The following is a 20,900-nucleotide window of genomic DNA, read 5'->3' on the forward strand; positions in this document are numbered from 1 at the left end:
ATGACAGGTTAATGGCACTTTAGTACCAATTCAGGGGCGTACGTTTACCCCCGCCAGGCGGGCTCACCCGCCAAGGGCCGCAAAGCGGTCCCAAACGCTCCAAAGTTTGCCACAAATAATGGAGGTTAGCCTTCCACCTGACTCCATTGTTTGCTCAATCGCTTGTCAGAAATCGGCACCTTGGTCCCCAACTGCTGGGCAAACAGCGACACTCGATATTCCTCCAGCCACCAGCGGTACAAGGTCAGTTGATCATCGCGCTTGCCTTCCTGGGCATGCTTGTCGGCACGGGCCTTGTACTGCGCCCACAAATTGGCCAGCTCGCCGCTCCACACCCGATCCTTCTGGACTTGCGAGCCGAGTTTCTCAAGGCGCAATTCAACCGCCTTGAGGTAACGCGGCAACTCCTTGAACCACACCCCAGGCGTTTCGCGCACGAAACCTGGGTACACCAGGTTGCCCAGCTGCTGTTTGATGTCGTTCAGTGCCACTGCTTGGCTCAGGTCGATCTTGCCCTTGAAGCGCTTCTGCAGCCCATGCCACAGCTTCAGCACTTCCAGGGTCTGCCTTGCCAGGCGCTCGGCATGCTCAGCCCAGCTGCCGCGCTTGCGTTCAGCCAGCCCGGCCAAGGCCGCGCCGTCACGCGGCAACGGTTGTTCGCCTTCAAGGATGCAGCTGTCCAGGCTGGCCAGCAGAATGTCTTCGACCAGCGCCTCGACCCGCCCCATTTCACGGTACAGCAGGCCCAGCTCGGTCAGCCCCGGCAACTTGCCGCGCAGGAACTTGGCCGGCTCGGCCAACTGCTGCAGCAACAGCCGTTGCAAGGCGCGGCGATGCTGAAACTCGGCCTCGGCCTGGGTCGAGAAGCGCCCTTCACGCACGGTGCCGTTGTCTTCCACCAGTGCCGGGTACACGGTCATCGACAGGCCGGCGATCTTCTGCTGGGCGGTCTGCTTCACTTCGCTGAAGGCCTTGGCCTGCACCGGCTGCTCACTTTTGGCGTCACGCGGCACGGCCAGGGCAGCCTGGCTGGCGGCAGCAAAGCGCGCAGTCAGTTCCGCCAGGTCGCGGCCTTCGCCAAGGAACTTGCCCTGGCCATCGACCACTTCGATGTTCATGCGCAGATGGCCTTCGACCTGATTGACCGACTCGTCCCAGGCCTCGTCCGATACACGCGCACCCGTCATGCGCAGCAGCTCCTGGCCCAGGGCCTGCGGCAGCGCCCCTTGGCCGAAGGTCATACGCGCCAGCGAAGCCTTGACGAAGTCCGGCACCGGGACAAAGTTCTTGCGCAGGGCCTTGGGCAGGTTGCGCACCAGCGCCACGCACTTGGCCTCCAGCAGGCCGGGCACCAGCCACTCCAGGCGCTCGCCCGGCAGGCTCGGCAACAGCGGCGCCGGCACCCGCACCGTCACACCATCGCGGGGGTGACCGGGCTCGAAGTGGTAGCTCAGCGGCAGGCGCAAATCGCCTACCTGCATACTGTCGGGGTACTGGGCGGCGGTCACTTCGCTGGCCTCGCGGGCCAGCACGTCCTCCTCGCGCATGATCAGCAGGTTGGCGTCCTTCTGGCTGCCCATGCGGTACCAACTGTCGAAGGTCGCCGTCTGGTGGATTTCCGCCGGCAGGCGCGCTTCGTAGAAAGCGTACAGCGTTTCTTCATCAGCCAGGATGTCACGCCGGCGAGCCTTGGCTTCCAGCTCGTCGAGCTCTTCAAGCAGGCGCTTGTTGGCCGCCAGGCACTTGGCCCGCGACTGAATTTCGCCCCCCACCAGGCCTTCGCGGATAAACAGCTCGCGCGAGGTCGCCGGGTCGATCGGGCCGTAGTGCACGGGCCGACGGCCGACCAGGATCAGCCCGTAGAGCGTGATCTGCTCATAGGCCACCACCTGTCCGCGCTTCTTCTCCCAGTGCGGCTCGAAATGGTTTTTCTTGATCAGGTGGCCGGCCAGCGGCTCGATCCAGTCCGGCTCGATCTTGGCCACCATGCGCGCATACAGCTTGGTGGTTTCGACCAGTTCGGCCGCCATGACCCACTGCGGGCGCTTGCGCCCCAGGCCCGACGACGGATGCACCCAGAAGCGCCGCTGGCGGGCGCCCTGGTAGTCGCCCTCTTCGGTCTTCTGGCCAATCTGGCTGAGCAGCCCGCTGAGGATTGCCTTGTGCAGCTTCTGGTAATCGGTCGGTTCCTTGTTCACCGTCAGCTGCAAGTCGCGGCAAATCAGCGCCAACTGACGATGAGCATCGCGCCACTCGCGCAGTCGCAAGTAGTTCAGGAACTGCTTGCGGCACCAGTTGCGCAGCGGGTTGGCGGTCAGCGCCTGGCGTTGTTCCTCGAAGCCACGCCACAGGTTGACCAGCGCAGCGAAGTCCGAGTCCACGTCCTTCCACTGTGCGTGCGCCTGATCGGCGGCCTGCTGGCGTTCTGGCGGGCGTTCACGCGGGTCCTGCACCGACAGCGCGCTGGTGACGATCAGCACTTCCTGCAGGCTGCCCAGGCGCGCGCCTTCAAGCAGCATGCGGCCCAGCCGCGGGTCGATCGGCAAGCGCGCCAGCTGGCGGCCAATTGGCGTCAGCTGGTTCTCGCGGTTGACCGCCGACAGCTCCTGCAACAGGTTGAAGCCGTCGCTGATGGCTTTGCCATCCGGCGGCTCAATGAACGGGAAAGCATCGATTGCGCCCAGGCGCAGGTGCAACATCTGCAGGATCACTGCCGCCAGGTTGGTGCGCAGAATTTCCGGGTCGGTAAACGCTGGCCGGCTGTTGAAATCCTCTTCGCTGTAGAGACGCACGCAAATGCCCGGCTCGACCCGGCCGCAACGGCCTTTACGCTGGTTGGCACTGGCCTGTGACACTGCCTCGATCGGCAGGCGCTGGACCTTGGCGCGGTAGCTGTATCGGCTGATGCGCGCAGTACCGGTATCGATCACATAACGGATGCCAGGCACGGTCAGCGAGGTTTCGGCGACGTTGGTGGCCAGCACCACGCGGCGCCCGGTGTGCGGTTGGAAGATACGCTGCTGCTCGGCCGGCGACAGGCGCGCGTACAGCGGCAAAATCTCGGTATGGCGCAGTTGCGCCTTGCGCAGGATCTCGGCGGCATCACGGATTTCCCGCTCGCCCGGCAGGAAGATCAGCACATCGCCCGGCCCCTTGCCCTCGCTACGCTCGTGCTGCGCCAGCTCGTCGAGGGTGGCAAGGATGGCCTGATCGACGGTGAGGTCGTCCTCGATCTGGTTGCCCTCTTCGTCCTGCTCGCTGGTCAGCGGGCGGTACCAGGTGTCCACCGGGAAGGTGCGCCCGGACACTTCGATGATCGGCGCGCCGTCAAAGTGTTTGGAGAAGCGCTCCAGGTCGATGGTGGCCGAGGTGATGATCAGTTTCAGGTCCGGTCGGCGATGCAGCAGCGTTTTCAGGTAGCCGAGCAGGAAGTCGATGTTCAGGCTGCGTTCGTGTGCTTCGTCGACGATGATCGTGTCGTAGCGTTCAAGGAAGCGGTCGTGCTGGGTTTCGGCCAGCAGGATGCCGTCGGTCATCAGCTTGACCAAGGTGTTGGAATCGCTCTGGTCTTCGAAACGCACCTGGTAGCCGACCAACCCGCCCAGGGGCGTGCCCAGCTCTTCGGCGACCCTCGCCGCCACGCTACGCGCTGCGATCCGGCGTGGCTGGGTGTGGGCGATCAACCCGTGGCTGCCACGGCCAAGCTCCAGGCAGATCTTCGGCAGCTGGGTCGTCTTGCCCGAGCCGGTTTCGCCGGCGATCACCAACACCTGGTTTTCGGCCAAGGCCTTCTTGATTTCGTCACGCTTGGCGGCGATGGGCAGGTTGTCGTCGTAGCGTACGGTCGGCACGCTCTGCTGACGCGCAGTGACCTGAGCGCAGGAGGCCTGGACCTTCTCCACCCACTGCGCCAGCTTCGCCTCGTCGGGGCGCTTGCGCAGTTCGTGCAGTTGCCGGCGCAGGCGATGGCGGTCGGCAATCATGGCGTGGTCGAGGTTTTGCAGCAGTTTGTCGATGGCGTGGTCAGTCATGGGGCTTTTTAGTGATGCAGGTGAGCCTGCTTTTTCATGATCGGCATTCGGAAAGTCGGGCGATTGTCGCAGATTTGCCAGCTCTCTGCTCCCAGATTGACCGTGTTGCTTTCAGAACGAATGTTTAGCCATGTGCGATGTAAAGGTTGCCATTCACTGCTTTAATCAACCTTACGCCGCATGTGAGTATCAAAGGCATGACTCCCGCCCAGCCCATCGCCCCACCGTCGTCCCGCCCTTCGTTACCGAAGGCCCGGAGCCGTGCCGGGGAAAATCCGCTGGTCCACATCATCCTCGCCTTCTGGGCCTTGTGGCACTGCCGTCACGCGCGCCCACCGGACACCTCGCTCACGCAATTGTGACCAAACCCGGCCACCGTCTGGCCGTTTGACTCAACTGGGCCGCCTGCTTGCGCGGTGGCCCTGCGCGCCTATGAGCGAATTGATCATGCACTTTGCCCCTGTAGAGCAGGCTACCCGTTTTCTGGCCGACAACCCCGATATCGAGCTGTTCGAACTGTTCATCCTCGACGCCAACGGTGTGCCACGCGGCAAGCTGTTGCACCGCGAGGAACTGCTGGCCGTGTACCAGACAGGCAGGCCACTGCCCAGCACCATCCTTGGCCTGACCCTCAATGGCGACGACGTGGAAAACTCCGGGCTGGTGTGGGACGTAGGCGATATCGACTGCCGTGCCTACCCGCTTGAGGGCAGCCTGGTGCGGCTGCCCTGGCGCCGGGTGCCAACCGCTGCAGTGCAGGTGAGCATGCACCCCAGCGAGGGGCTGCCGGCCAGCATCGCTGACCCACGCCATGTGCTGCTGCGCACCATCGATGCGTTGAAGGCCGATGGTTATCACCCGGTGATGGCCTGCGAGCTGGAGTTCTACCTGCTTGACCAGCAGCGTGATGCCCAGGGCCGCCCACAACCGGCACTGGACAACGATGGCGGTCGCCCACGCAGCACCCAGGTCTATGGCCTGCGCGAACTGGAGCAGATCGAACCGTTTCTCGCTGACCTGTACGCTGCCTGCAAGGCCCAAGGCATCCCGGCGCGCACGGCCATTTCCGAGTACGCCCCCGGCCAGGTGGAGATCACCCTGGAGCATGGCGATGCGCTGCAGGCGATGGACCAGGCGGTGCGCTACAAGCGCTTGGTTAAAGGTGTGGCCCATGCCCACGGCATGCAAGCCTGCTTCATGGCCAAGCCATTTGCCCAACTGGCCGGCACCGGCATGCACATGCACCTGAGCCTGGCCGACAGCGCCGGCAACAACCTGTTCGCCAGCGAAGACAAGGCCGGTACCCCGCTGCTGCGCCAGGCCGTGGCCGGCATGCTGCGGCACCTGCGCGACTCGCTGCTGCTGTTCTGCCCCAACGCCAACTCGTACCGCCGTTTCCAGGCCAACAGCTATGCGCCCCTGGCGCCAACCTGGGGCGTGGACAACCGCACCGTGAGCCTGCGTGTGCCAGGCGGCCCTGCCAACAGCCGGCATGTGGAGCACCGCATCTGTGGCGCGGATGCCAACCCTTACCTGGCTGCAGCGGCGATCCTCGCTGCCAGCCACCGGGGCATCCGCGAACAGCTTGACCCAGGTGCCCCCGTTGAAGGCAACGGTTACGCCCAGGCCACCGAGCACCTGCCCACTGACTGGCTGACCACCCTCGATGCCCTGCAACATTCCGAATGGGCCCGTGAAGCATTGGGCGAAGACTTCCTTGGCGTGTACCTGAAGGTCAAGCGCGCCGAGTACCGCCAGTTCATGGCTGAAGTCAGCGAACAGGACTGGCGCTGGTACCTGCACCAGGCCTGAGCCCCTATAAAACAAGGAACACCCATGAACGCAGTATTGAACAACGGCCCGGCGCAGCGCGCGCCGTCCTATTACAGCGCCACGCTCAACGACCACAGCGAGTACCCACAACTCAAGGGCACGGTGCAGGTGGATGTGGCAATCATCGGCGGTGGCTTTACGGGCGTGGCCACGGCGGTTGAACTGGCCGAGCGCGGCCTGAAGGTCGCCATCGTCGAAACCAACCGTATCGGCTGGGGCGCCAGCGGGCGCAACGGCGGCCAGGTCACCGGCAGCCTGTCGGGCGACGAGGCCATGCGCTCGCAGATGCGCAACCACCTGGGCGCCGAAGTCGACGATTTCATCTGGCACCTGCGCTGGCGCGGGCACCAGGTAATCGAGCAGCGCGTGGCGCGCTATGGCATCGATTGCGACCTCAAGCGTGGCCACCTGCATGCAGCCATGAAGCCTTCGCACATGAACGAACTGCGTGCGTTCGAGGCCGAGGCACAGCGCCGCGGCATGGGCGAGCAGGTGCACCTGCTCGATCGCGCTGCAGTGGCCGAGCACCTGCAAAGCCCGCTTTATCTGGGTGCGTTGAAGAACCTGCGAAACCTGCACCTGCACCCACTGAACCTGTGCCTGGGCGAAGCCCGTGCCGCACATGGCCTGGGGGCACTGATATTCGAAAATTCCGAGGTGCTGGACATCGTCCATGGCACGCGTCCGGCGGTGGTTACCGCCCACGGCCGGGTGGAAGCACGCCAGGTGATGTTGGCCGGTGATGTGTATCACAAGCTCGAGAAGCGCCAGCTCAAGGGCAAGATCTTCCCGGCCATGGGCGGTATCGTCACCACCGCGCCGCTGGGTGAGCTGGCCGAGCAGATCAACCCGCAGGACCTGGCGGTGTACGACTGCCGCTTCGTCCTCGACTACTACCGCCTGACGGCCGACAAGCGCCTGCTGTTCGGCGGTGGCGCCAACTACTCAGGCAAGGATTCACGCGACATCGAAGGCGAATTGCGCCCCTGCATCGAACGCACCTTCCCGGCATTGAAGGGGGTGCCGATCGAGTTCCAGTGGAGCTGCGCCATGGGCATCGTGGTCAACCGCATCCCGCAGCTGGGCAAGCTGTCGGACAACGTGTGGTACTGCCAGGGTTACTCGGGGCACGGCATTGCCACCAGCCACATCATGGGCGAGATCATGGCCGAAGCGTTGACCGGCACGCTGGAGAAATTCGACACCTTTGCCCAGTGCAAGCATGTGCGGGTGCCGATGGGGGACTTGCTGGGGAACCCGCTGCTGGCGGCGGGGATGTGGTATTACCAGATGCTCGAGAAGCTGCGCTGAGCCCACCCGCCTCCTGTAGGAGCGGGTTTACCCGCGAAAGGGCCGGCCCTGCTGGCCAATCTTCACCCGCCGTTCACCGTCGTCGCCACTACCGTATTCGCGGGTAAACCCGCTCCTACAATAGCGCCCCCAGCCATTGTGGCATCGCCTCCGAAATCCCAGGGCCGCGTCGCGGCCCTTTCGCGACACAAGGCCGCTCCCACACAGGGCGTGGAGGCTTACGGTCAGGCGATCTTCTTCAAGCCTTGCTTCTTGAGCTCTTCATCACGCAATTCGCGACGCAGGATCTTGCCCACGTTGGTGGTAGGCAACGAATCGCGGAACTCGATGTGGCGCGGTACCTTGTAACCGGTAACGTTGGCGCGCATGTGCTCCATCACCTGCTCCTTGGTCACGGTCATGCCCGGCTTGACCACGATAAATACCTTGATCACTTCACCCGACTTCTCGTCCGGCACACCAATGGCTGCGCACTGCAGCACGCCCGGCAAGGCCGCCAACACGTCTTCCAGCTCGTTGGGGTACACGTTGAAGCCCGAGACCAGGATCATGTCCTTCTTGCGGTCGACGATGCGCATGTAGCCGTCCGCCTGGATCACGGCGATGTCGCCGGTCTTCAGCCAGCCTTCGCTGTCGAGAATTTCGGCCGTGGCGTCTTCACGCTGCCAGTAGCCCTTCATCACCTGCGGCCCCTTGACACACAGCTCGCCCACTTCGCCAAGCGGCAACTCATTGCCGGCGTCGTCGATGACCTTGCACAGGGTCGACGGCACCGGAATACCGATGGTGCCCACCTGGTTCGCTTCCGACGGGTTCACCGCCGCCACTGGGCTGGTTTCGGTCATGCCGTAGCCTTCGCAGATAGCGCAACCGGTAACGGCCTTCCAGCGCTCGGCCACGCTTAGCTGCAAGGCCATGCCGCCCGACAGGGTGATTTTCAGCGCCGAGAAATCCAGGGCTCGGAACGCCTCGTTATTGCACAGGGCGACGAACAGGGTGTTGAGGCCCACAAAGCCGCTGAACTTCCACTTGCCCAGTTCCTTGACCATTGCCGGTAGGTCTCGCGGGTTGCTGATCAGCACGTTGTGGTTGCCGATCAGCATCATCGCCATGCAATGGAAGGTAAACGCATAGATGTGGTAAAGCGGCAGCGGGGTGATTAGGATTTCGCAGCCTTCGTGCAGGTTGGCGCCCATCAGCGCCCGGCACTGCAGCATGTTGGCCACCAGGTTGCGGTGGGTCAGCATGGCGCCTTTGGCCACGCCGGTAGTACCGCCGGTGTATTGCAGCACCGCCACGTCATTGGCCTGCGGGTTGGCCTCGGTCACTGGCTGGCCCTTGCCCAGCGCCAGGGCGTCATTGAAACGCACCGCCTGCGGCAGGTTGTAGGCCGGCACCATCTTCTTCACGTACTTGATCACGCTGTTGATCAGCAGGCGCTTGAGTGGCGGCAGCAGGTCGGCCACTTCAGTGACGATGACGTGCCTGACCTGGGTTTTGGGCACCACTTTTTCGGCCAGGTGGGCCATGTTGGCCAGGCACACCAGGGCCTTTGCACCGGAGTCGTTGAACTGGTGTTCCATCTCCCGCGCGGTGTACAGCGGGTTGGTGTTGACCACGATCAGCCCGGCGCGCATGGCACCGAAGACCGCGACCGGGTATTGCAGGACATTGGGCAGTTGCACGGCAATGCGATCACCCGGCTTGAGGTCGGTATGCTGTTGCAGCCAGGCGGCAAACGCCCCCGACAACGCATACAACTCGCCATAAGTGATAGTCTTGCCCAGGTTGCTAAAGGCCGGTTTGTCGGCAAAGCGTTGGCAGGATTGCTTGAGTACCGCCTGGATATTGGGGAATTCGTCAGGATTGATTTCCGCCGTAATCCCGGCTGGGTACTTATCCTTCCAAAAATTTTCGATCATGGAAGCCCACTCCTTCAGCAACAGCGAAGTTCGATTCACGCGTCGATGCGCTTATTATTGATATGAGATGACGGTTCGTTGCAAACCGGATCACCTGGAAGCGGGCCGAGAGTAACAGCTTTGCCTGGGGTCGCCTAGAGGCCAAAACAGGCCTTACGGTCACAAAAATGACTCAATGAACAATACAGGTCATTTTTAGAGTAATTATCCAAAATGTCGCAGATAAGGCTGTATACAGCCTTTTAGAGCGGTTTAAAGGCATTCGCGGGTAAACCCGCTCCCTACATTGTGGAGCGGGTTTGCCCGCGAAGACGCCATCCCGGTATCACGCTATATCGCGCAACTCCCGCCGCAATATCTTGCCCACCGGCGTCATCGGCAACGATTCGCGCAGCACGATGTGCTTGGGTACTTTGTAGCCGGTGAAGTTCGCCTTGCAGTAGGCCTTCAGCTCCTCAACGCTCAGCCCCCCTTCACGCGGCACCACGAACAGCTTGACCGCCTCGCCGGAACGCTCGTCCGGCACGCCGATAGCCGCACAGTTGGCGACCTTGGGGTGCCCCATCACAACATCCTCGATTTCGTTGGGGTACACGTTGAAGCCCGAGACGATGATCATGTCCTTCTTGCGGTCGACGATGCGGGTGAAGCCGTCCGGGTCGATCACCGCGATATCACCGGTCTTGAACCAGCCTTCTGCATCCAGGGCCTGGGCCGTTGCCTCGGGCTGCTGCCAATAACCCTTCATGACCTGCGGGCCTTTGATACAAAGCTCGCCCCGCTCACCCAGCGGCAGTTCGTTGCCATCATCATCGATGACCTTGAACGCAGTACCCGCCACGGGGATGCCCACCGTCCCCAGACGCGCCAGCTCACCGTAGGGGTTGGTGCTGGCCACCGGCGAGGTTTCTGTCAGGCCATAGCCTTCAACGATGCGGCACCCGGTAAGGTCTTCCCAGCGCTCGGCGGTGGCCTTGACCAGCGCTGTGCCACCAGAGTTGGTGACCTTCAGCGCCGAGAAGTCCAGTTGACGGAAGCCCGGGTGGTCCATCAGTGCGACAAACAGGGTATTGAGGCCCAGCAAGGCAGAGAAACGCCACTTGCCCAGCTCCTTGATGAAGCCGGGAATATCCCGCGGGTTGGTAATCAGCACGTTATGGTTGCCGGTGACCATCATGCACATGCAATTCGCGGTAAAGGCATAGATGTGGTACAGCGGCAGCGGCGCAATCATCACCTCCTGGCCGTCCTTTATCAGCTTCTGCCCATCGGGGCCGTGCTGCGAGAAGCAGGCCAGCACCTGCAGCATGTTGGCCACCAGGTTGCCATGGGTGAGCATGGCGCCCTTGGCCAGGCCCGTGGTGCCGCCGGTGTACTGCAGTACGGCGATGTCATCGAGGTTCAGCGACACCGGCTTGGGCGACAGCCCGCGGCCCTCGCGCAGCACCTGCTTGAACGGCACCGCCTGGGGCAACCGGTAGGCCGGCACCATCTTCTTCAACTTGTCGACCACGGTGTTGATCAGCCAGCCCTTGGCGGCCGGCAGCAGGTCGCCCATCTTTGCCTCGATCAGGTACTCGATACCGGTATCGGGCAGCACCTCCTGCACGCGCTTGCCGAACATGTTCAGGTACACCAGCGCACGCGCGCCACTGTCCTTGAACTGGTGGCGCATCTCGCGCTCGGTGTACAGCGGGTTGGTATTGACCACGATCAGCCCGGCGCGCATGGCACCGAATACGGCGATGGGGTACTGCAGCACATTGGGCATCTGCACGGCGATGCGGTCACCCGGTTTGAGGTCGGTGTGCTGCTGCAGCCAGGCAGCGAAGGCTGCCGAATGGCGCTCCAGTTCCGCGTAGCTGAGGGTCACGCCCAGGTTGCTGAACGCCGGGCGGTCGGCAAAGCGCTTGCAGGAGCGCTCGAACACCTCGACGACCGAGGCGTAGGCATTGATGTCGATGGTGGAAGGCACGCCTGCCGGGCGCTTGTCATTCCAGAAGTCGGCTTGCATTTATTATTGTTCCTCTGCCTGGACCTGCACTGCGTCCTTTAGTCCTTTACCTGACCGCCTGTCGGCGAAAAGGCGTTGATTCGACGTTAGCAGGTAAACCCAAGGTGGCATATACGCCAAGTGCCGCCATTAACATTGTGAATCTTATTTGTGCCCCTCCTGCAATCCGGCCGGTTGTGCATACACTGTTCGGGTAGCCGCGCGCACAAGGACCCGCCATGCCCCACGACGCCTTCTGGCTGCCCGCCAGTGAGCACTGCAGCCTGTACGTACACCAATGGCTGCCGGCCACACCGGTGAAGGCCGTGGTGCTGCTGGCCCATGGCATGGCCGAACATGCCGGGCGCTATCAGCGCCTGGGCCAGGCCCTGAGCGAGGCCGGCTTTGCGCTGTTCGCTGCCGATCAGCGTGGCCACGGGCGCACTGCCGAACTGGGCAGCCTCGGCCTTTTCGCCCGCCATCATGGCTGGAATGCCGTGGTCAACGACCTGGGATGTGTGGCCCAGCATATCGGCCAGCAGTACCCGTGCACACCGCTGTTCCTGTTTGGCCACAGCATGGGCAGCTACATTGCCCAGGCCTACCTGCTGCATCACAGTGGCAGCCTGCACGGGGCTATCCTCAGCGGCTCCAACTACCAACCGGCCCTGCTGTACCGCTGTGCACGGCTGATTGCCCGGCTGGAGTCCTGGCGCCAGGGGCCACTGGGCAAGAGTGCACTGATCGAATGGTTGTCCTTCGGTTCGTTCAACAGCGCCTTCAAGCCCAACCGCACCGCTTTCGACTGGCTCAGCCGCGACCCGGGCGAGGTCGACCAGTACGTGAACGACCCGTTGTGCGGCTTTCGCTGCACCAACCAATTGTGGCTCGACCTGCTGCAAGGCTTGGCGCAGATCAGTCAGCGGGGTAACCTCGCGCAAATCGATCCCAACCTGCCGTTGCTGGTGATCGGCGGTGAATGTGATCCGGTCAGTGCCGGCAAGCGTCTCACCCATCTGGCCGACGCCCTGCGCGCGACCGGCAACCGACATGTACAGCTGCGCGTCTATCCGGAGGCGCGGCATGAAGTACTCAACGAAATCAACCGTGGCGAGGTCATCGCCGATATTCTCTGCTGGCTGGAACAAGCGCTGGCCCTTGGCCGCCCTGCGCGCAGTGAATGATAGCCGCCCTCGCCCAACGCTTAAGGAAGCATCGATGTCCCAGGTCACCAACACGCCTTACGAAGCCCTCGAAGTCGGCCAGAAGGCCGAGTACAAGAAGTCCGTTGAAGAACGCGACATCCAGCTGTTCGCTGCGATGTCCGGTGACCACAACCCGGTTCACCTGGATGCCGAGTTCGCCGCCAAGAGCATGTTCCGCGAACGGATTGCCCATGGCATGTTCAGCGGCGCGCTGATCAGTGCTGCAGTGGCCTGCACCCTGCCTGGCCCTGGCACCATCTACCTGGGCCAGCAGATGAGCTTCCAGAAGCCGGTGAAAATTGGCGACACCCTGACCGTGCGCCTGGAAATCCTTGAGAAGCTGCCCAAGTTCAAGGTGCGCATTGCTACCAATGTGTACAACCAGAACGACGAACTGGTGGTCGCGGGTGAAGCCGAGATCCTGGCGCCGCGCAAGCAGCAGACCGTCGAGCTGGTGTCGCCGCCGAATTTTGTGGCCAGCTGAAGGGGGATGCAGCCAGCACCTTCTTCAAGGCTGCTCTCCCGTACAACCCGCTAACTCGTTGATTTAGCGGGCATCCTGTAGGAGCGGGCTTGCCCGCGAAGAGCCCGGCACCACCCATATCATTCCATAGCCTGCAAACGCCGCTCGATATGCCGCCGCTCAGGCGCCTGCTGGGTCAGGGCCAACGCCTTCTGCCAGGCCGCACGCGCCGCTTCCACCTGCCCCAGCTGGCAATGCAACTCGGCGCGCGCCGCGTGTGCCAGGTGATAGTCCAGCAATTCCCCCCGCGCAAGAATCCCTTCGACTTGCCGCAAGCCAACCTCCGGCCCATCACGCTTCGCCAGCGCCACCGCCCGGTTCAGCTCTACCACCGCTGATGGCCAATACCGCTGCAACACGTCATACAGCCCGACGATCTCTCCCCAGTCCGTCTCTTCAGCCGTCGCCGCTTCGGCATGCACGGCAGCAATCGCCGCCTGGACGGTATAGGCACCAAACGCACGGCTTTGCAGGGCCTGGCGCACCAGAGCACAGCCTTCGGCAATGAACGGCCGGTCCCACAGGCTACGGTCCTGCTGCTCCAGAACCACCAACTCGCCCTGGCCATCGATGCGCGCGCGTTGCCGGGACGCCTGCAGCAACATCAACGCCAGCAGGCCAACCGCCTCCGGGTCAGGCAGCAACTGCACCAGCAACCGCGCCAGACGAATGGCTTCATCGCTCAGTGCCTGCTGCAGCAGTGTCTCGCCCGATGACGCCGAATAGCCCTCGTTGAACACCAGGTAGATCACCCGCAACACGCTTTCCAGACGCTCGGGCAGCTCATTGAGCTCTGGTACCTGGTACGGTATGCCCGCGTCACGGATCTTGGCCTTGGCACGTACGATCCGCTGGGCGATGGTTGCGGGGCTTTGCAGAAAGGCGCGAGCGATCTGCTCGGTGGTCAGGTCACAGACTTCGCGAAGCGTCAATGGCACTTGAGCGTCAGACGACAGTGCCGGGTGGCAACACGTGAAGATCAGTCGCAGGCGGTCATCCGCCAGCAACGCTTCTTCACTGGGGTCCTGTGCCTGGTCATCCAGCAGCATGCTCAAGTCAGCCTGGGAGCGGTCGACGCGGACGCGCCGGCGCAGCGCGTCGATGCCCTTGAAGCGCCCCACAGAGACCAGCCACGCTCGCGGGTTGGCGGGGATACCGTCGCGTTGCCAGCGTTCGACAGCAATGAAAAAGGCGTCATGCATGGCCTCCTCGGCTAGGTCGAAATCACCCAGCAAACGGATCAGTGTGGCCAGGATGCGCCGCGATTCCCGCCGGTACACGGCCTCGACTTCGGCGCGCACCTGTGCCCGTGCTGTCATCAGTCAGGCATCCGCTGGGTCACCACCTCCACCAGGCGGTCCAGGCTTTCTCCCCAGCCTTGGTGGAAGCCCATTTCTTCATGAGCCCGGCAGTCGGCGGCATTCCAGTGCCAGGCACGGGCGGTGTAGCGGGTTTTGCCCTGCTCCTCGTCAAAGCTGATCACGGCGGTCATGAAGGCCTTGTCCGACGGCACCCAACCGGGGCCGAAGGCATCGGTGAACACCAGCCGGCGTGGCGCGGCAATTTCCAGAAACACGCCCTGGTTGGGGTACTCGCTGCCATCCGGCGCCCGCATCAATGTGCGAAACAGGCCACCGGCCCACAACTGCATCTCACACTCCGGGGTGGTCATGCCGTGCGGGCCCCACCACTGCATCAGCCACTGGGGTTCGGTCCAGGCGCGAAACACCTTGGCCGGTGGTGCGTCGATCAGGCGGCTGATGGCCAACTCGTGTTGCGCTTGGGCAATGGGGGCAAGGCTCATGCTGATTGTTCTCCTTGGCTGTCAGGGTTGCAGCTCGCGCACCGGTCGCACCTCGACACTGCCGACCCGCGCGGCAGGGATGCCCTTGGCGATATTCAGCGCTTCGTTGAGGTCGCGGGCCTCCACCAGGTAAAAACCGGCCAGCTGCTCCTTGGTTTCGGCGAACGGGCCGTCGGTCAGGCTCATGTGCCCGTTACGCATGCGCACCGTGGTGGCCGTCTGCACCGACTTCAGCGCCTCGGCCGCCAGCATTCGCCCGGAACCGTGAATGGCTTCGGCGTAGGCCATGCATTCAGCGTCTGCCGGGCTGTCGGGCAGGCTGTGCAACAGCCCCTCGTCACAATAGACCAGGCACAGGTATTTCATGCTCGCCTCCAGGGTATTGGCAAAGTGCGTTTGGCGATAACGACTCAGGGCTTGAGATCGAACAGGGCTTTTTGCGTTTCCATGTCGAAAGGCGCCGACCAGTGTTCGTGGATTACCTGCCACTGGCCGCCTTGACGACGATAGCCCACCGTGGCGCGCATGAAGCCGCACTGGCTTTCGTCGTCGCCCGGGCCGCAGCGGTTCAGCCAATGGGCCAGGGCCAGATCGCCAGCGGCGTGCACGGTGAGCTGGGCAAGTTCGAAGACCATGGGGCCGGTGCACATGCCCATGCACATTTCCCAGTGCGCCGTGTAGGCGGACTTGCCTTTGAATTGCAGGGCCTGGATGGCATCGAAGGCGACGATATCGTCGGCATAGGGGGCGATGATGTTGGGGATGTCGCGATCGCGCACGGCTTGCATCCAGCGCTCGATCAATTGGCGGATTTCGGATTCGGCGGCGGTGCTCATCGGGGGTTCCTCCGACAGATCATAGGGGTGGGGCACGGTGTGACGCGTGCCTTCAGCTATGGTCGAACGGGAAGCGGAGGATTCGACAGGCGGAGAAATTATTCTGTATTGGCGGTGCACCTGGTAGATCGCATCAAGGCAGGCAAGTGCCCGCCACAGCGCTTTCAGCGCCTGTAGCGGGCACAGCCAGTCAACCCTGCTGGCAACCTTCACCCATGGCCCGGTACTGGATGGTGTGCACCTGGCCCTGGTGGTCTTCATAGGTCATGGTCGCAGGTACCACTTCGCAGACATTGGGGATGGTCGACAGGTTGATCACCCGCTTGATGTCCAGGTTCATCGAGTAGTCGTACTGCTGAGCCACAGGCTCGCTGGAGACGGGTTTGGCCTCATCGGCGAGGGCGAACGAGGACATACCGACCAATGCAAGAATCAGTAATGGTTTCATGTGGTTTTGCCTTTTGAGCGTTCAAGCTGATCGATTGACTTCTATTGCCGTATCCGGCGCGGAGAAGTTGTCATCTAGGGTGTAGATGGCACGAAGTACCGATCCCGCTTCGTACTGCCAGGGGGGATGAACAAAATTCTACTCCCGGCCAGCAATAGTTGAACCCCGAACTCGGATATTCACCCTTGCCGGTTTTGCAACAATCTGCGACAAAGTGGCCGCAAATCATCAGGCCAGAGCCTCTGGCCACGTTTCAGGGTAGGACTCACCATTTCTGAACAATTGTCCTGTTCGACGCTTTCGGACACAGAACGCCGTTTGCTGGACCACTTCTACCGCCAGCACAGCTCACGCATGCGCGCAGCAAGCGACGCCCAACTGTGGGTAGCACGGGCCCCTGGCATCATCGCCGGGCTAAGCCTGAGTGCGGTGGGTGAGGGATTCTGGCTGACGGGCCTGTTCGTCGCCCCGCAGCGGCGCAACCAAGGGGTGGCTGCGCGCTTGGTCGAGGCCGCGCTGGCGCAGGTTGAGGGGCCCGTCTGGCTGTTCTGTCATCCCGACCTGACGCCCTTCTACCAGCGCCTGGGCTTCGACCTGGCCCAACCGCTGCCAGAAGCCCTGGCCAGCCGCCTGCTTCGCTATCAGCGCAACAAACGCCTGGTTGCCCTGCAACGAGGTCAGTCGTCGCTGACCTCAAGCCCAGGGAACAGCACCTCGGTGTAGCCGAACCTGGCAAAGTCCTGAATGCGCGAGGGGTATAGCCGGCCGATCAGGTGGTCGCACTCATGCTGCACCACCCGCGCATGGAAGCCATCGGCAAAGCGGTTGATCGGGTTGCCCTGGGGGTCGATGCCCTGGTAGCCGATATGCTTGAAACGCGGCACCACGCCGCGCAGGCCAGGCACCGACAGACAACCTTCCCAGCCGTCCTCGACCTCGCTCGAGGTTGGGGTGATGACCGGGTTCAGCAGAATGGTCTGCGGCACCGCCTCGGCATTGGGGTATCGCTCGCTGCGTTCGAAACCGAAGATCACCAACTGCAGGTCGATGCCGATCTGCGGGGCGGCCAGGCCTACACCGCCTACGTGACGCATGGTTTCGAACATGTCGTCGATCAGTTGCTGCAGTTCGGCACTGCCAAGCATATTCTCGGGCACTGGCGCAGCGATGCGCAGCAGGCGTTCGTCGCCCATCTTGAGAATGTCACGGATCATCAGGGGTTCGGCTCGACGCTATGAGGCTTGCTCGGGTTCGGGTGCTCGTGACCCAGTACAGTCAAGGTTTCCTTGGGCTTTTCCCCGTCGAAGTCTTTCTCGCCCGGGTTCTTGCCTTCGGCTGACATGTGCTCGATCACTGCATTCATTTCGGCGCCGAGCAGCAGCACGGCAGCCGAAATATAGAAATACAGCAACAGCACGATGATTGCACCAATGCTGCCGTACATGGCGTTGTAGTCGGCAAAGGTCTTCACGTAGTAGGCAAAGCCCAGTGAGGCCAGGATCCACACCACAACCGCCAGCACCGAACCCGGGGTGATGAAGCGAAACTGCTGTTTCACATCAGGCATCACGTAATAGATCAGGGCCACTGCCACCATCAACAGAATGATGATCACCGGCCAGCGCAGGATGGTCCACAGTGTGACGATGAACTCCTGCATGCCGATCTGGGCGGCTATCCACTCCATCACCTGCGGGCCCAGCACCATCAGCGCTGCGGCCGCCAGCAACATGCCCGCCAGGCCAACGGTGTAGAAAATGGAAAGCGGGATACGCTTCCACACCGGGCGCCCTTCGGGCACATCGTAAGCGGCGTTCATGGCGCTCATCATCAGGCGCACGCCGGCAGAGGCGGTCCACAGGGCGATCACGATACCCACCGACAGCAGCCCACCCTTGGACTGTTGCAACTGGTCGATCACCGGGTTCACCTGCTCCAGCGCCTGAGGTGGCAACACCAGTTCCGATTGCAGACGCAGCCAGGAAAAAAAGTCCGGCAAATGCAGGAAACCGATCAGGGCAATCAGGAACAGCAGGAAGGGAAACAGCGAGAACAGCGCCTGGTAGGCCAGCGCTGAGGCATAGGTGGACATCTCGTCGTCGAGGAATTCCTTGACGGTGCGAACCAGCACGCGGTGCAGGGGCAAGCCGCGCAGGTCGGGGAAAATCATAGCGTCTCCTTTCGCCGCTTGATCGTTACAACAGGCAAGTCTAATAGACCGTGCCCGAGCTGTGCTGCTCCCGGCCGCGATTGAAGAATTTGCTTACGACAGTGCCGCCCTGAATCGCCGGTAAACCCGCTTTTACCCAATGCTCTGTAGGCGCGGGTTTACCCGCGAAGGGCTCGGCACAGTTTGGCTCAAGTCAAGGCTTCTTCACCGCATCCTTCACATCGCCCTTGACCTGTTGCGCCTCGCCTTTGAGCTCCTGCGCCTTGCCTTCAGCCCGCAGCTTGTCGTTGTCGGTCACCTTGCCAACACCCTGCTTTACGTTGCCGATCGCTTCGTTGGCCACGCCTTTGGCTTTGTCTTTGGTACCACTCATGGCAAAACTCCTGCAAATGGAGACACGTGAACCGTGTCGACAGTAGGTGGACCCACTGCCTTGACCAGGAGTTTCAACGGATTTTCCGGCCAGAAGCCGAACGGTAAAACTGCAGCCGACTGCCGCTCAAGCCCGCAAAGAGGCCCGCGCAGGCTCCGCAAATGACAAACCTTGCCCCGCCCCGTGCCACCCCTCACAATGCAGGCCTTCATAGCGTCAACTCGCAGGAACCTGCATGAAACTCGACAAACCCGCCGCCATCGCCCGGCGCAACGAAGCACTGGCCCGGCCGGTGCTGACCAGCAGCAATACCCTGTTCGCCATCCTGGACAACAAACGCAACCTGTGGTGGTTCGAAGTGCCAGTGGCACTGCTGGGCAAGGGCCAGGCCGACTGGGTCAACCTGCTGCTGCACACGCCAGAAACCGATGAACTGCAGCACCTGAAGGTGCCCACCAACTTCCTCAAGGCTCACCTGGAGCAAATGGAAGTGCGCAAGCCTGGCAAGCGCCGCTCCACCATCAGCCTGGCCCTCAGTGCCGACCGTGACTCGCTGCTGCGCGACACCCGTCCGGGTGGCGAGCAGCTGGACTTCCGCAACTTCGTCCAGGTGTAAGGCCGTCAGGCTTTCTCGATGCGATCGTCATGGATGACGATCAGGCCCTGCTTGAACAACCCGCCAATGGCCTTCTTGAAGTTGCCCTTGCTGACGTTGAACAGCTTGCTGATCAACGCAGGGTCACTCTTGTCGCACACCCCCAACACCCCGCCTTCGGCTTCCAGGCGCGCCATGATCTGCTCTTGAAGGGTGTCCGCCAGGGCGGCGCCTACCGGCTGCAGGCTCAGTGAAATCTTGCCGTCCTGGCGCACTTCCTTGATGAAGCCCTTCTCGTGCATGCCCGAGCGCAGGAACTTGAACACCTCGTTCTTGTGGATCAGGCCCCAGTGGCGGTTGTTGATGATGGCCTTGAAGCCCATCGGCGTCTCGCCGGCCACCAGCAGCTCGACCGGCTGGCCAACCTTGTAGTCGGCCGGGGTGACATCGAGGTAGCGGTCCAGGCGCGATGTGGCAGTGATTCGGCGGGTGCGCTTGTCGAGGTACACGTGCACCACGCAGTAATCGCCGATCTTCAGCGGCCGTGCCTCTTCCGAGTACGGCATCAGCAAGTCCTTGGACAGGCCCCAGTCCAGGAAGATACCGGCACCGTTGATGTCCTTGACCTTCAGGCTGGCGAACTCGCCAACCTGCACCTTGGGCTTCTCGGTGGTGGCGATCAGCTGGTCTTCGCTGTCCAGGTAGATGAACACGTTCAACCAGTCATCGACCTCGGTCTCGGCGTTTTTCGGGATGTAGCGCCCGGGCAGCAGGATTTCGCCATCGGCGCCGCCGTCCAGGTACAGACCGAAGTCCACGTGTTTCACGATTTGCAAACTGTTGTAGCGCCCAAGCAGAGCCATTTCCGATGATCCTCAAGACAAGGCGGCTATTCTACACCTGAAGCCACGATATGGCCCGACCACTCATGCAGTGGAACCGCCAGCCCGCACTTGCATCTACCTTCTTGCCAGCCTGAGGAAGGAACAGCACATGCCGCTACGCCTGCCCAAAGCTCTGCTTATCGCCATCGGCTTCGCCCTGGCCTTGGCCGCCTGCAGCCGCATCGATCTGGCCTATCGCAACCTCGACCGCCTGGTACCGTGGTCGCTGAGCGACTACCTGGACATGAACCGCGAGCAGCGTGCGCTGCTGGACGACCGGTTGCGCGAGCACCTGGCCTGGCACTGCAAGACTCAACTGCCCGGCTACCTCGACTGGCTCGACCGGCTACGTGACATGGTCGCCGACGACCGGGTCACCGACCAGGCCCTGCAGCAAAGCACCCACGAGGTCCGTGAGGCAATTGGTCGGGTGGCCGAGGCAATCACCCCTTCGGCCACAGAACTGCTGCGCGGCATGAGCGACAACCAGGTAGCGCAAATGCGTGAAGCCTTCCGCGATGACATCAGTGAACGGCAGAAGCAGTATGTGGATACGCCATTGCCCAAGCAGATTGCCCGCCGTAGCGAACGCATGGAAAAACGCCTGACGCCATGGTTTGGCGAGTTGACTACGGTACAGAAGCAACGCATCCAGGCCTGGTCTCAAGCGCTGGGTGACCAGAACCGTGCATGGATCGCCAACCGTGCCCACTGGCAGCAGCAATTGCTGTTGGCGATGAACCACCGCAACGACTCCAGCTTCGAGCCACGCCTGGCGACCTTGTTACAGCGCAAGGAGAGCTTGTGGACACCCGAGTACCGGGCGGCGTATCAGAATACCGAGCAGCAGGCGCGCAGTTTGCTGGTGGACCTGGTGCGGCAAAGCACCCCGCAACAGCGGCGGTTCCTGCAGGAACGGCTGAGCAAGGTGCGTACCCATTTGAGTGAGATGACGTGTTTGAAGGCGTGACA

Annotated in this window: 19 protein-coding genes; 7 read left to right on the top strand and 12 right to left on the bottom strand. The window is 62.3% G+C overall.

The window, feature by feature from the left end:
- Window positions 1–125 precede the first annotated feature (125 nt).
- Window positions 126–4,031 carry an ATP-dependent RNA helicase HrpA gene (hrpA, locus tag LVS58_RS13715; RefSeq protein WP_233691550.1) on the bottom strand — a complete coding sequence of 1,302 codons (3,906 nt, stop codon included), beginning with the start codon at window positions 4,029–4,031 and terminating at the stop codon, window positions 126–128.
- A gap of 447 nt (window positions 4,032–4,478) precedes the next feature.
- On the opposite strand from hrpA, the gene LVS58_RS13720 reads away from it, so the two are divergent.
- Window positions 4,479–5,843 (top strand): glutamine synthetase family protein, encoded by a 1,365-nt coding sequence (locus LVS58_RS13720; protein ID WP_233691667.1) that lies wholly within the window; start codon window positions 4,479–4,481, stop codon window positions 5,841–5,843.
- Window positions 5,844–5,867: 24 nt separating this feature from the next.
- Window positions 5,868–7,175 (top strand): NAD(P)/FAD-dependent oxidoreductase, encoded by a 1,308-nt coding sequence (locus LVS58_RS13725; RefSeq protein WP_233691551.1) that lies wholly within the window; start codon window positions 5,868–5,870, stop codon window positions 7,173–7,175.
- A gap of 224 nt (window positions 7,176–7,399) precedes the next feature.
- On the opposite strand, the gene fadD1 is transcribed toward LVS58_RS13725, so the two are convergent.
- Both fadD1 and fadD2 read right to left on the bottom strand, forming a co-directional pair.
- Window positions 7,400–9,097 (bottom strand): long-chain-fatty-acid--CoA ligase FadD1, encoded by a 1,698-nt coding sequence (gene fadD1, locus LVS58_RS13730; protein ID WP_003254620.1) that lies wholly within the window; start codon window positions 9,095–9,097, stop codon window positions 7,400–7,402.
- A gap of 325 nt (window positions 9,098–9,422) precedes the next feature.
- On the bottom strand, window positions 9,423–11,111 hold the full coding sequence (gene fadD2, locus LVS58_RS13735; RefSeq protein WP_233691552.1) for a long-chain-fatty-acid--CoA ligase FadD2: 1,689 nt from the start codon (window positions 11,109–11,111) through the stop codon (window positions 9,423–9,425).
- A gap of 218 nt (window positions 11,112–11,329) precedes the next feature.
- Here fadD2 and LVS58_RS13740 point away from each other — a divergent pair, with 218 nt between their 5' ends.
- Window positions 11,330–12,274 (top strand): alpha/beta hydrolase, encoded by a 945-nt coding sequence (locus LVS58_RS13740; protein ID WP_233691553.1) that lies wholly within the window; start codon window positions 11,330–11,332, stop codon window positions 12,272–12,274.
- Window positions 12,275–12,308: 34 nt separating this feature from the next.
- Complete coding sequence (locus tag LVS58_RS13745) at window positions 12,309–12,779, top strand: MaoC family dehydratase (protein WP_003254624.1); 471 nt, start codon at window positions 12,309–12,311, stop codon at window positions 12,777–12,779.
- A 119-nt stretch (window positions 12,780–12,898) separates the two neighbouring features.
- On the opposite strand, the gene LVS58_RS13750 is transcribed toward LVS58_RS13745, so the two are convergent.
- From LVS58_RS13750 to LVS58_RS13770, 5 genes are all read right to left on the bottom strand, one after another.
- The gene (locus LVS58_RS13750) at window positions 12,899–14,137 is read right to left on the bottom strand and encodes an RNA polymerase sigma factor (RefSeq protein WP_233691554.1); all 1,239 of its coding nucleotides are present in this window, start codon (window positions 14,135–14,137) and stop codon (window positions 12,899–12,901) included.
- The gene (locus tag LVS58_RS13755; RefSeq protein ID WP_233691555.1) at window positions 14,137–14,622 is read right to left on the bottom strand and encodes an SRPBCC family protein; all 486 of its coding nucleotides are present in this window, start codon (window positions 14,620–14,622) and stop codon (window positions 14,137–14,139) included. The genes LVS58_RS13750 and LVS58_RS13755 overlap by 1 nt, the downstream gene beginning before the upstream one ends.
- A gap of 21 nt (window positions 14,623–14,643) precedes the next feature.
- On the bottom strand, window positions 14,644–14,988 hold the full coding sequence (locus LVS58_RS13760; protein ID WP_233691556.1) for a YciI family protein: 345 nt from the start codon (window positions 14,986–14,988) through the stop codon (window positions 14,644–14,646).
- 44 nt (window positions 14,989–15,032) lie between these two features.
- The gene (locus LVS58_RS13765; protein ID WP_233691557.1) at window positions 15,033–15,458 is read right to left on the bottom strand and encodes a YybH family protein; all 426 of its coding nucleotides are present in this window, start codon (window positions 15,456–15,458) and stop codon (window positions 15,033–15,035) included.
- A 190-nt stretch (window positions 15,459–15,648) separates the two neighbouring features.
- Entirely contained in the window at window positions 15,649–15,906 is a 258-nt protein-coding gene (locus LVS58_RS13770) for a DUF2790 domain-containing protein (RefSeq protein ID WP_003254632.1), read from the bottom strand.
- Between the two features lie 318 nt (window positions 15,907–16,224).
- On the opposite strand from LVS58_RS13770, the gene LVS58_RS13775 reads away from it, so the two are divergent.
- Window positions 16,225–16,629: a GNAT family N-acetyltransferase gene (locus tag LVS58_RS13775; RefSeq protein ID WP_267954463.1), complete on the top strand. Its 405-nt coding sequence runs from the start codon at window positions 16,225–16,227 to the stop codon at window positions 16,627–16,629.
- On the opposite strand, the gene def is transcribed toward LVS58_RS13775, so the two are convergent.
- The 3 genes from def to LVS58_RS13790 all read right to left on the bottom strand — a co-directional run bounded on the left by def (window position 16,584) and on the right by LVS58_RS13790 (window position 18,449).
- Complete coding sequence (def, locus tag LVS58_RS13780; protein WP_233691558.1) at window positions 16,584–17,120, bottom strand: peptide deformylase; 537 nt, start codon at window positions 17,118–17,120, stop codon at window positions 16,584–16,586. The genes LVS58_RS13775 and def overlap by 46 nt on opposite strands.
- Complete coding sequence (locus LVS58_RS13785) at window positions 17,120–18,076, bottom strand: YihY/virulence factor BrkB family protein (RefSeq protein WP_233691559.1); 957 nt, start codon at window positions 18,074–18,076, stop codon at window positions 17,120–17,122. The genes def and LVS58_RS13785 overlap by 1 nt, the downstream gene beginning before the upstream one ends.
- A 193-nt stretch (window positions 18,077–18,269) precedes the next feature.
- The gene (locus LVS58_RS13790) at window positions 18,270–18,449 is read right to left on the bottom strand and encodes a CsbD family protein (protein ID WP_233691560.1); all 180 of its coding nucleotides are present in this window, start codon (window positions 18,447–18,449) and stop codon (window positions 18,270–18,272) included.
- Between the two features lie 235 nt (window positions 18,450–18,684).
- Between LVS58_RS13790 and LVS58_RS13795 the strand changes: the two genes are divergently transcribed.
- Window positions 18,685–19,065 carry a hypothetical protein gene (locus LVS58_RS13795; RefSeq protein WP_233691561.1) on the top strand — a complete coding sequence of 127 codons (381 nt, stop codon included), beginning with the start codon at window positions 18,685–18,687 and terminating at the stop codon, window positions 19,063–19,065.
- Between the two features lie 5 nt (window positions 19,066–19,070).
- On the opposite strand, the gene LVS58_RS13800 is transcribed toward LVS58_RS13795, so the two are convergent.
- Window positions 19,071–19,907, bottom strand: a complete 837-nt coding sequence (locus tag LVS58_RS13800) for a CvfB family protein (RefSeq protein ID WP_010955234.1) — start codon at window positions 19,905–19,907, stop codon at window positions 19,071–19,073.
- Window positions 19,908–20,037: 130 nt separating this feature from the next.
- Here LVS58_RS13800 and LVS58_RS13805 point away from each other — a divergent pair, with 130 nt between their 5' ends.
- A complete protein-coding gene (locus tag LVS58_RS13805; RefSeq protein WP_233691562.1) occupies window positions 20,038–20,898 on the top strand; it encodes a DUF6279 family lipoprotein in 861 nt (286 codons plus the stop codon).
- The last annotated feature ends 2 nt before the right edge of the window (window positions 20,899–20,900 follow it).

The organism is Pseudomonas sp. JR33AA, from assembly GCF_021378985.1.
GTDB classification, from domain to species: domain Bacteria; phylum Pseudomonadota; class Gammaproteobacteria; order Pseudomonadales; family Pseudomonadaceae; genus Aquipseudomonas; species Aquipseudomonas alloputida.

Coding starts and splice junctions, on each gene's coding strand:
- hrpA (WP_233691550.1), bottom strand. CDS start 4,031: ATGACTGACCACGCCATCGACAAACTGCTGCAAAACCTCGACCACGCC.
- LVS58_RS13720 (WP_233691667.1), top strand. CDS start 4,479: ATGCACTTTGCCCCTGTAGAGCAGGCTACCCGTTTTCTGGCCGACAAC.
- LVS58_RS13725 (WP_233691551.1), top strand. CDS start 5,868: ATGAACGCAGTATTGAACAACGGCCCGGCGCAGCGCGCGCCGTCCTAT.
- fadD1 (WP_003254620.1), bottom strand. CDS start 9,097: ATGATCGAAAATTTTTGGAAGGATAAGTACCCAGCCGGGATTACGGCG.
- fadD2 (WP_233691552.1), bottom strand. CDS start 11,111: ATGCAAGCCGACTTCTGGAATGACAAGCGCCCGGCAGGCGTGCCTTCC.
- LVS58_RS13740 (WP_233691553.1), top strand. CDS start 11,330: ATGCCCCACGACGCCTTCTGGCTGCCCGCCAGTGAGCACTGCAGCCTG.
- LVS58_RS13745 (WP_003254624.1), top strand. CDS start 12,309: ATGTCCCAGGTCACCAACACGCCTTACGAAGCCCTCGAAGTCGGCCAG.
- LVS58_RS13750 (WP_233691554.1), bottom strand. CDS start 14,137: ATGACAGCACGGGCACAGGTGCGCGCCGAAGTCGAGGCCGTGTACCGG.
- LVS58_RS13755 (WP_233691555.1), bottom strand. CDS start 14,622: ATGAGCCTTGCCCCCATTGCCCAAGCGCAACACGAGTTGGCCATCAGC.
- LVS58_RS13760 (WP_233691556.1), bottom strand. CDS start 14,988: ATGAAATACCTGTGCCTGGTCTATTGTGACGAGGGGCTGTTGCACAGC.
- LVS58_RS13765 (WP_233691557.1), bottom strand. CDS start 15,458: ATGAGCACCGCCGCCGAATCCGAAATCCGCCAATTGATCGAGCGCTGG.
- LVS58_RS13770 (WP_003254632.1), bottom strand. CDS start 15,906: ATGAAACCATTACTGATTCTTGCATTGGTCGGTATGTCCTCGTTCGCC.
- def (WP_233691558.1), bottom strand. CDS start 17,120: ATGATCCGTGACATTCTCAAGATGGGCGACGAACGCCTGCTGCGCATC.
- LVS58_RS13785 (WP_233691559.1), bottom strand. CDS start 18,076: ATGATTTTCCCCGACCTGCGCGGCTTGCCCCTGCACCGCGTGCTGGTT.
- LVS58_RS13790 (WP_233691560.1), bottom strand. CDS start 18,449: ATGAGTGGTACCAAAGACAAAGCCAAAGGCGTGGCCAACGAAGCGATC.
- LVS58_RS13795 (WP_233691561.1), top strand. CDS start 18,685: ATGAAACTCGACAAACCCGCCGCCATCGCCCGGCGCAACGAAGCACTG.
- LVS58_RS13800 (WP_010955234.1), bottom strand. CDS start 19,907: ATGGCTCTGCTTGGGCGCTACAACAGTTTGCAAATCGTGAAACACGTG.
- LVS58_RS13805 (WP_233691562.1), top strand. CDS start 20,038: ATGCCGCTACGCCTGCCCAAAGCTCTGCTTATCGCCATCGGCTTCGCC.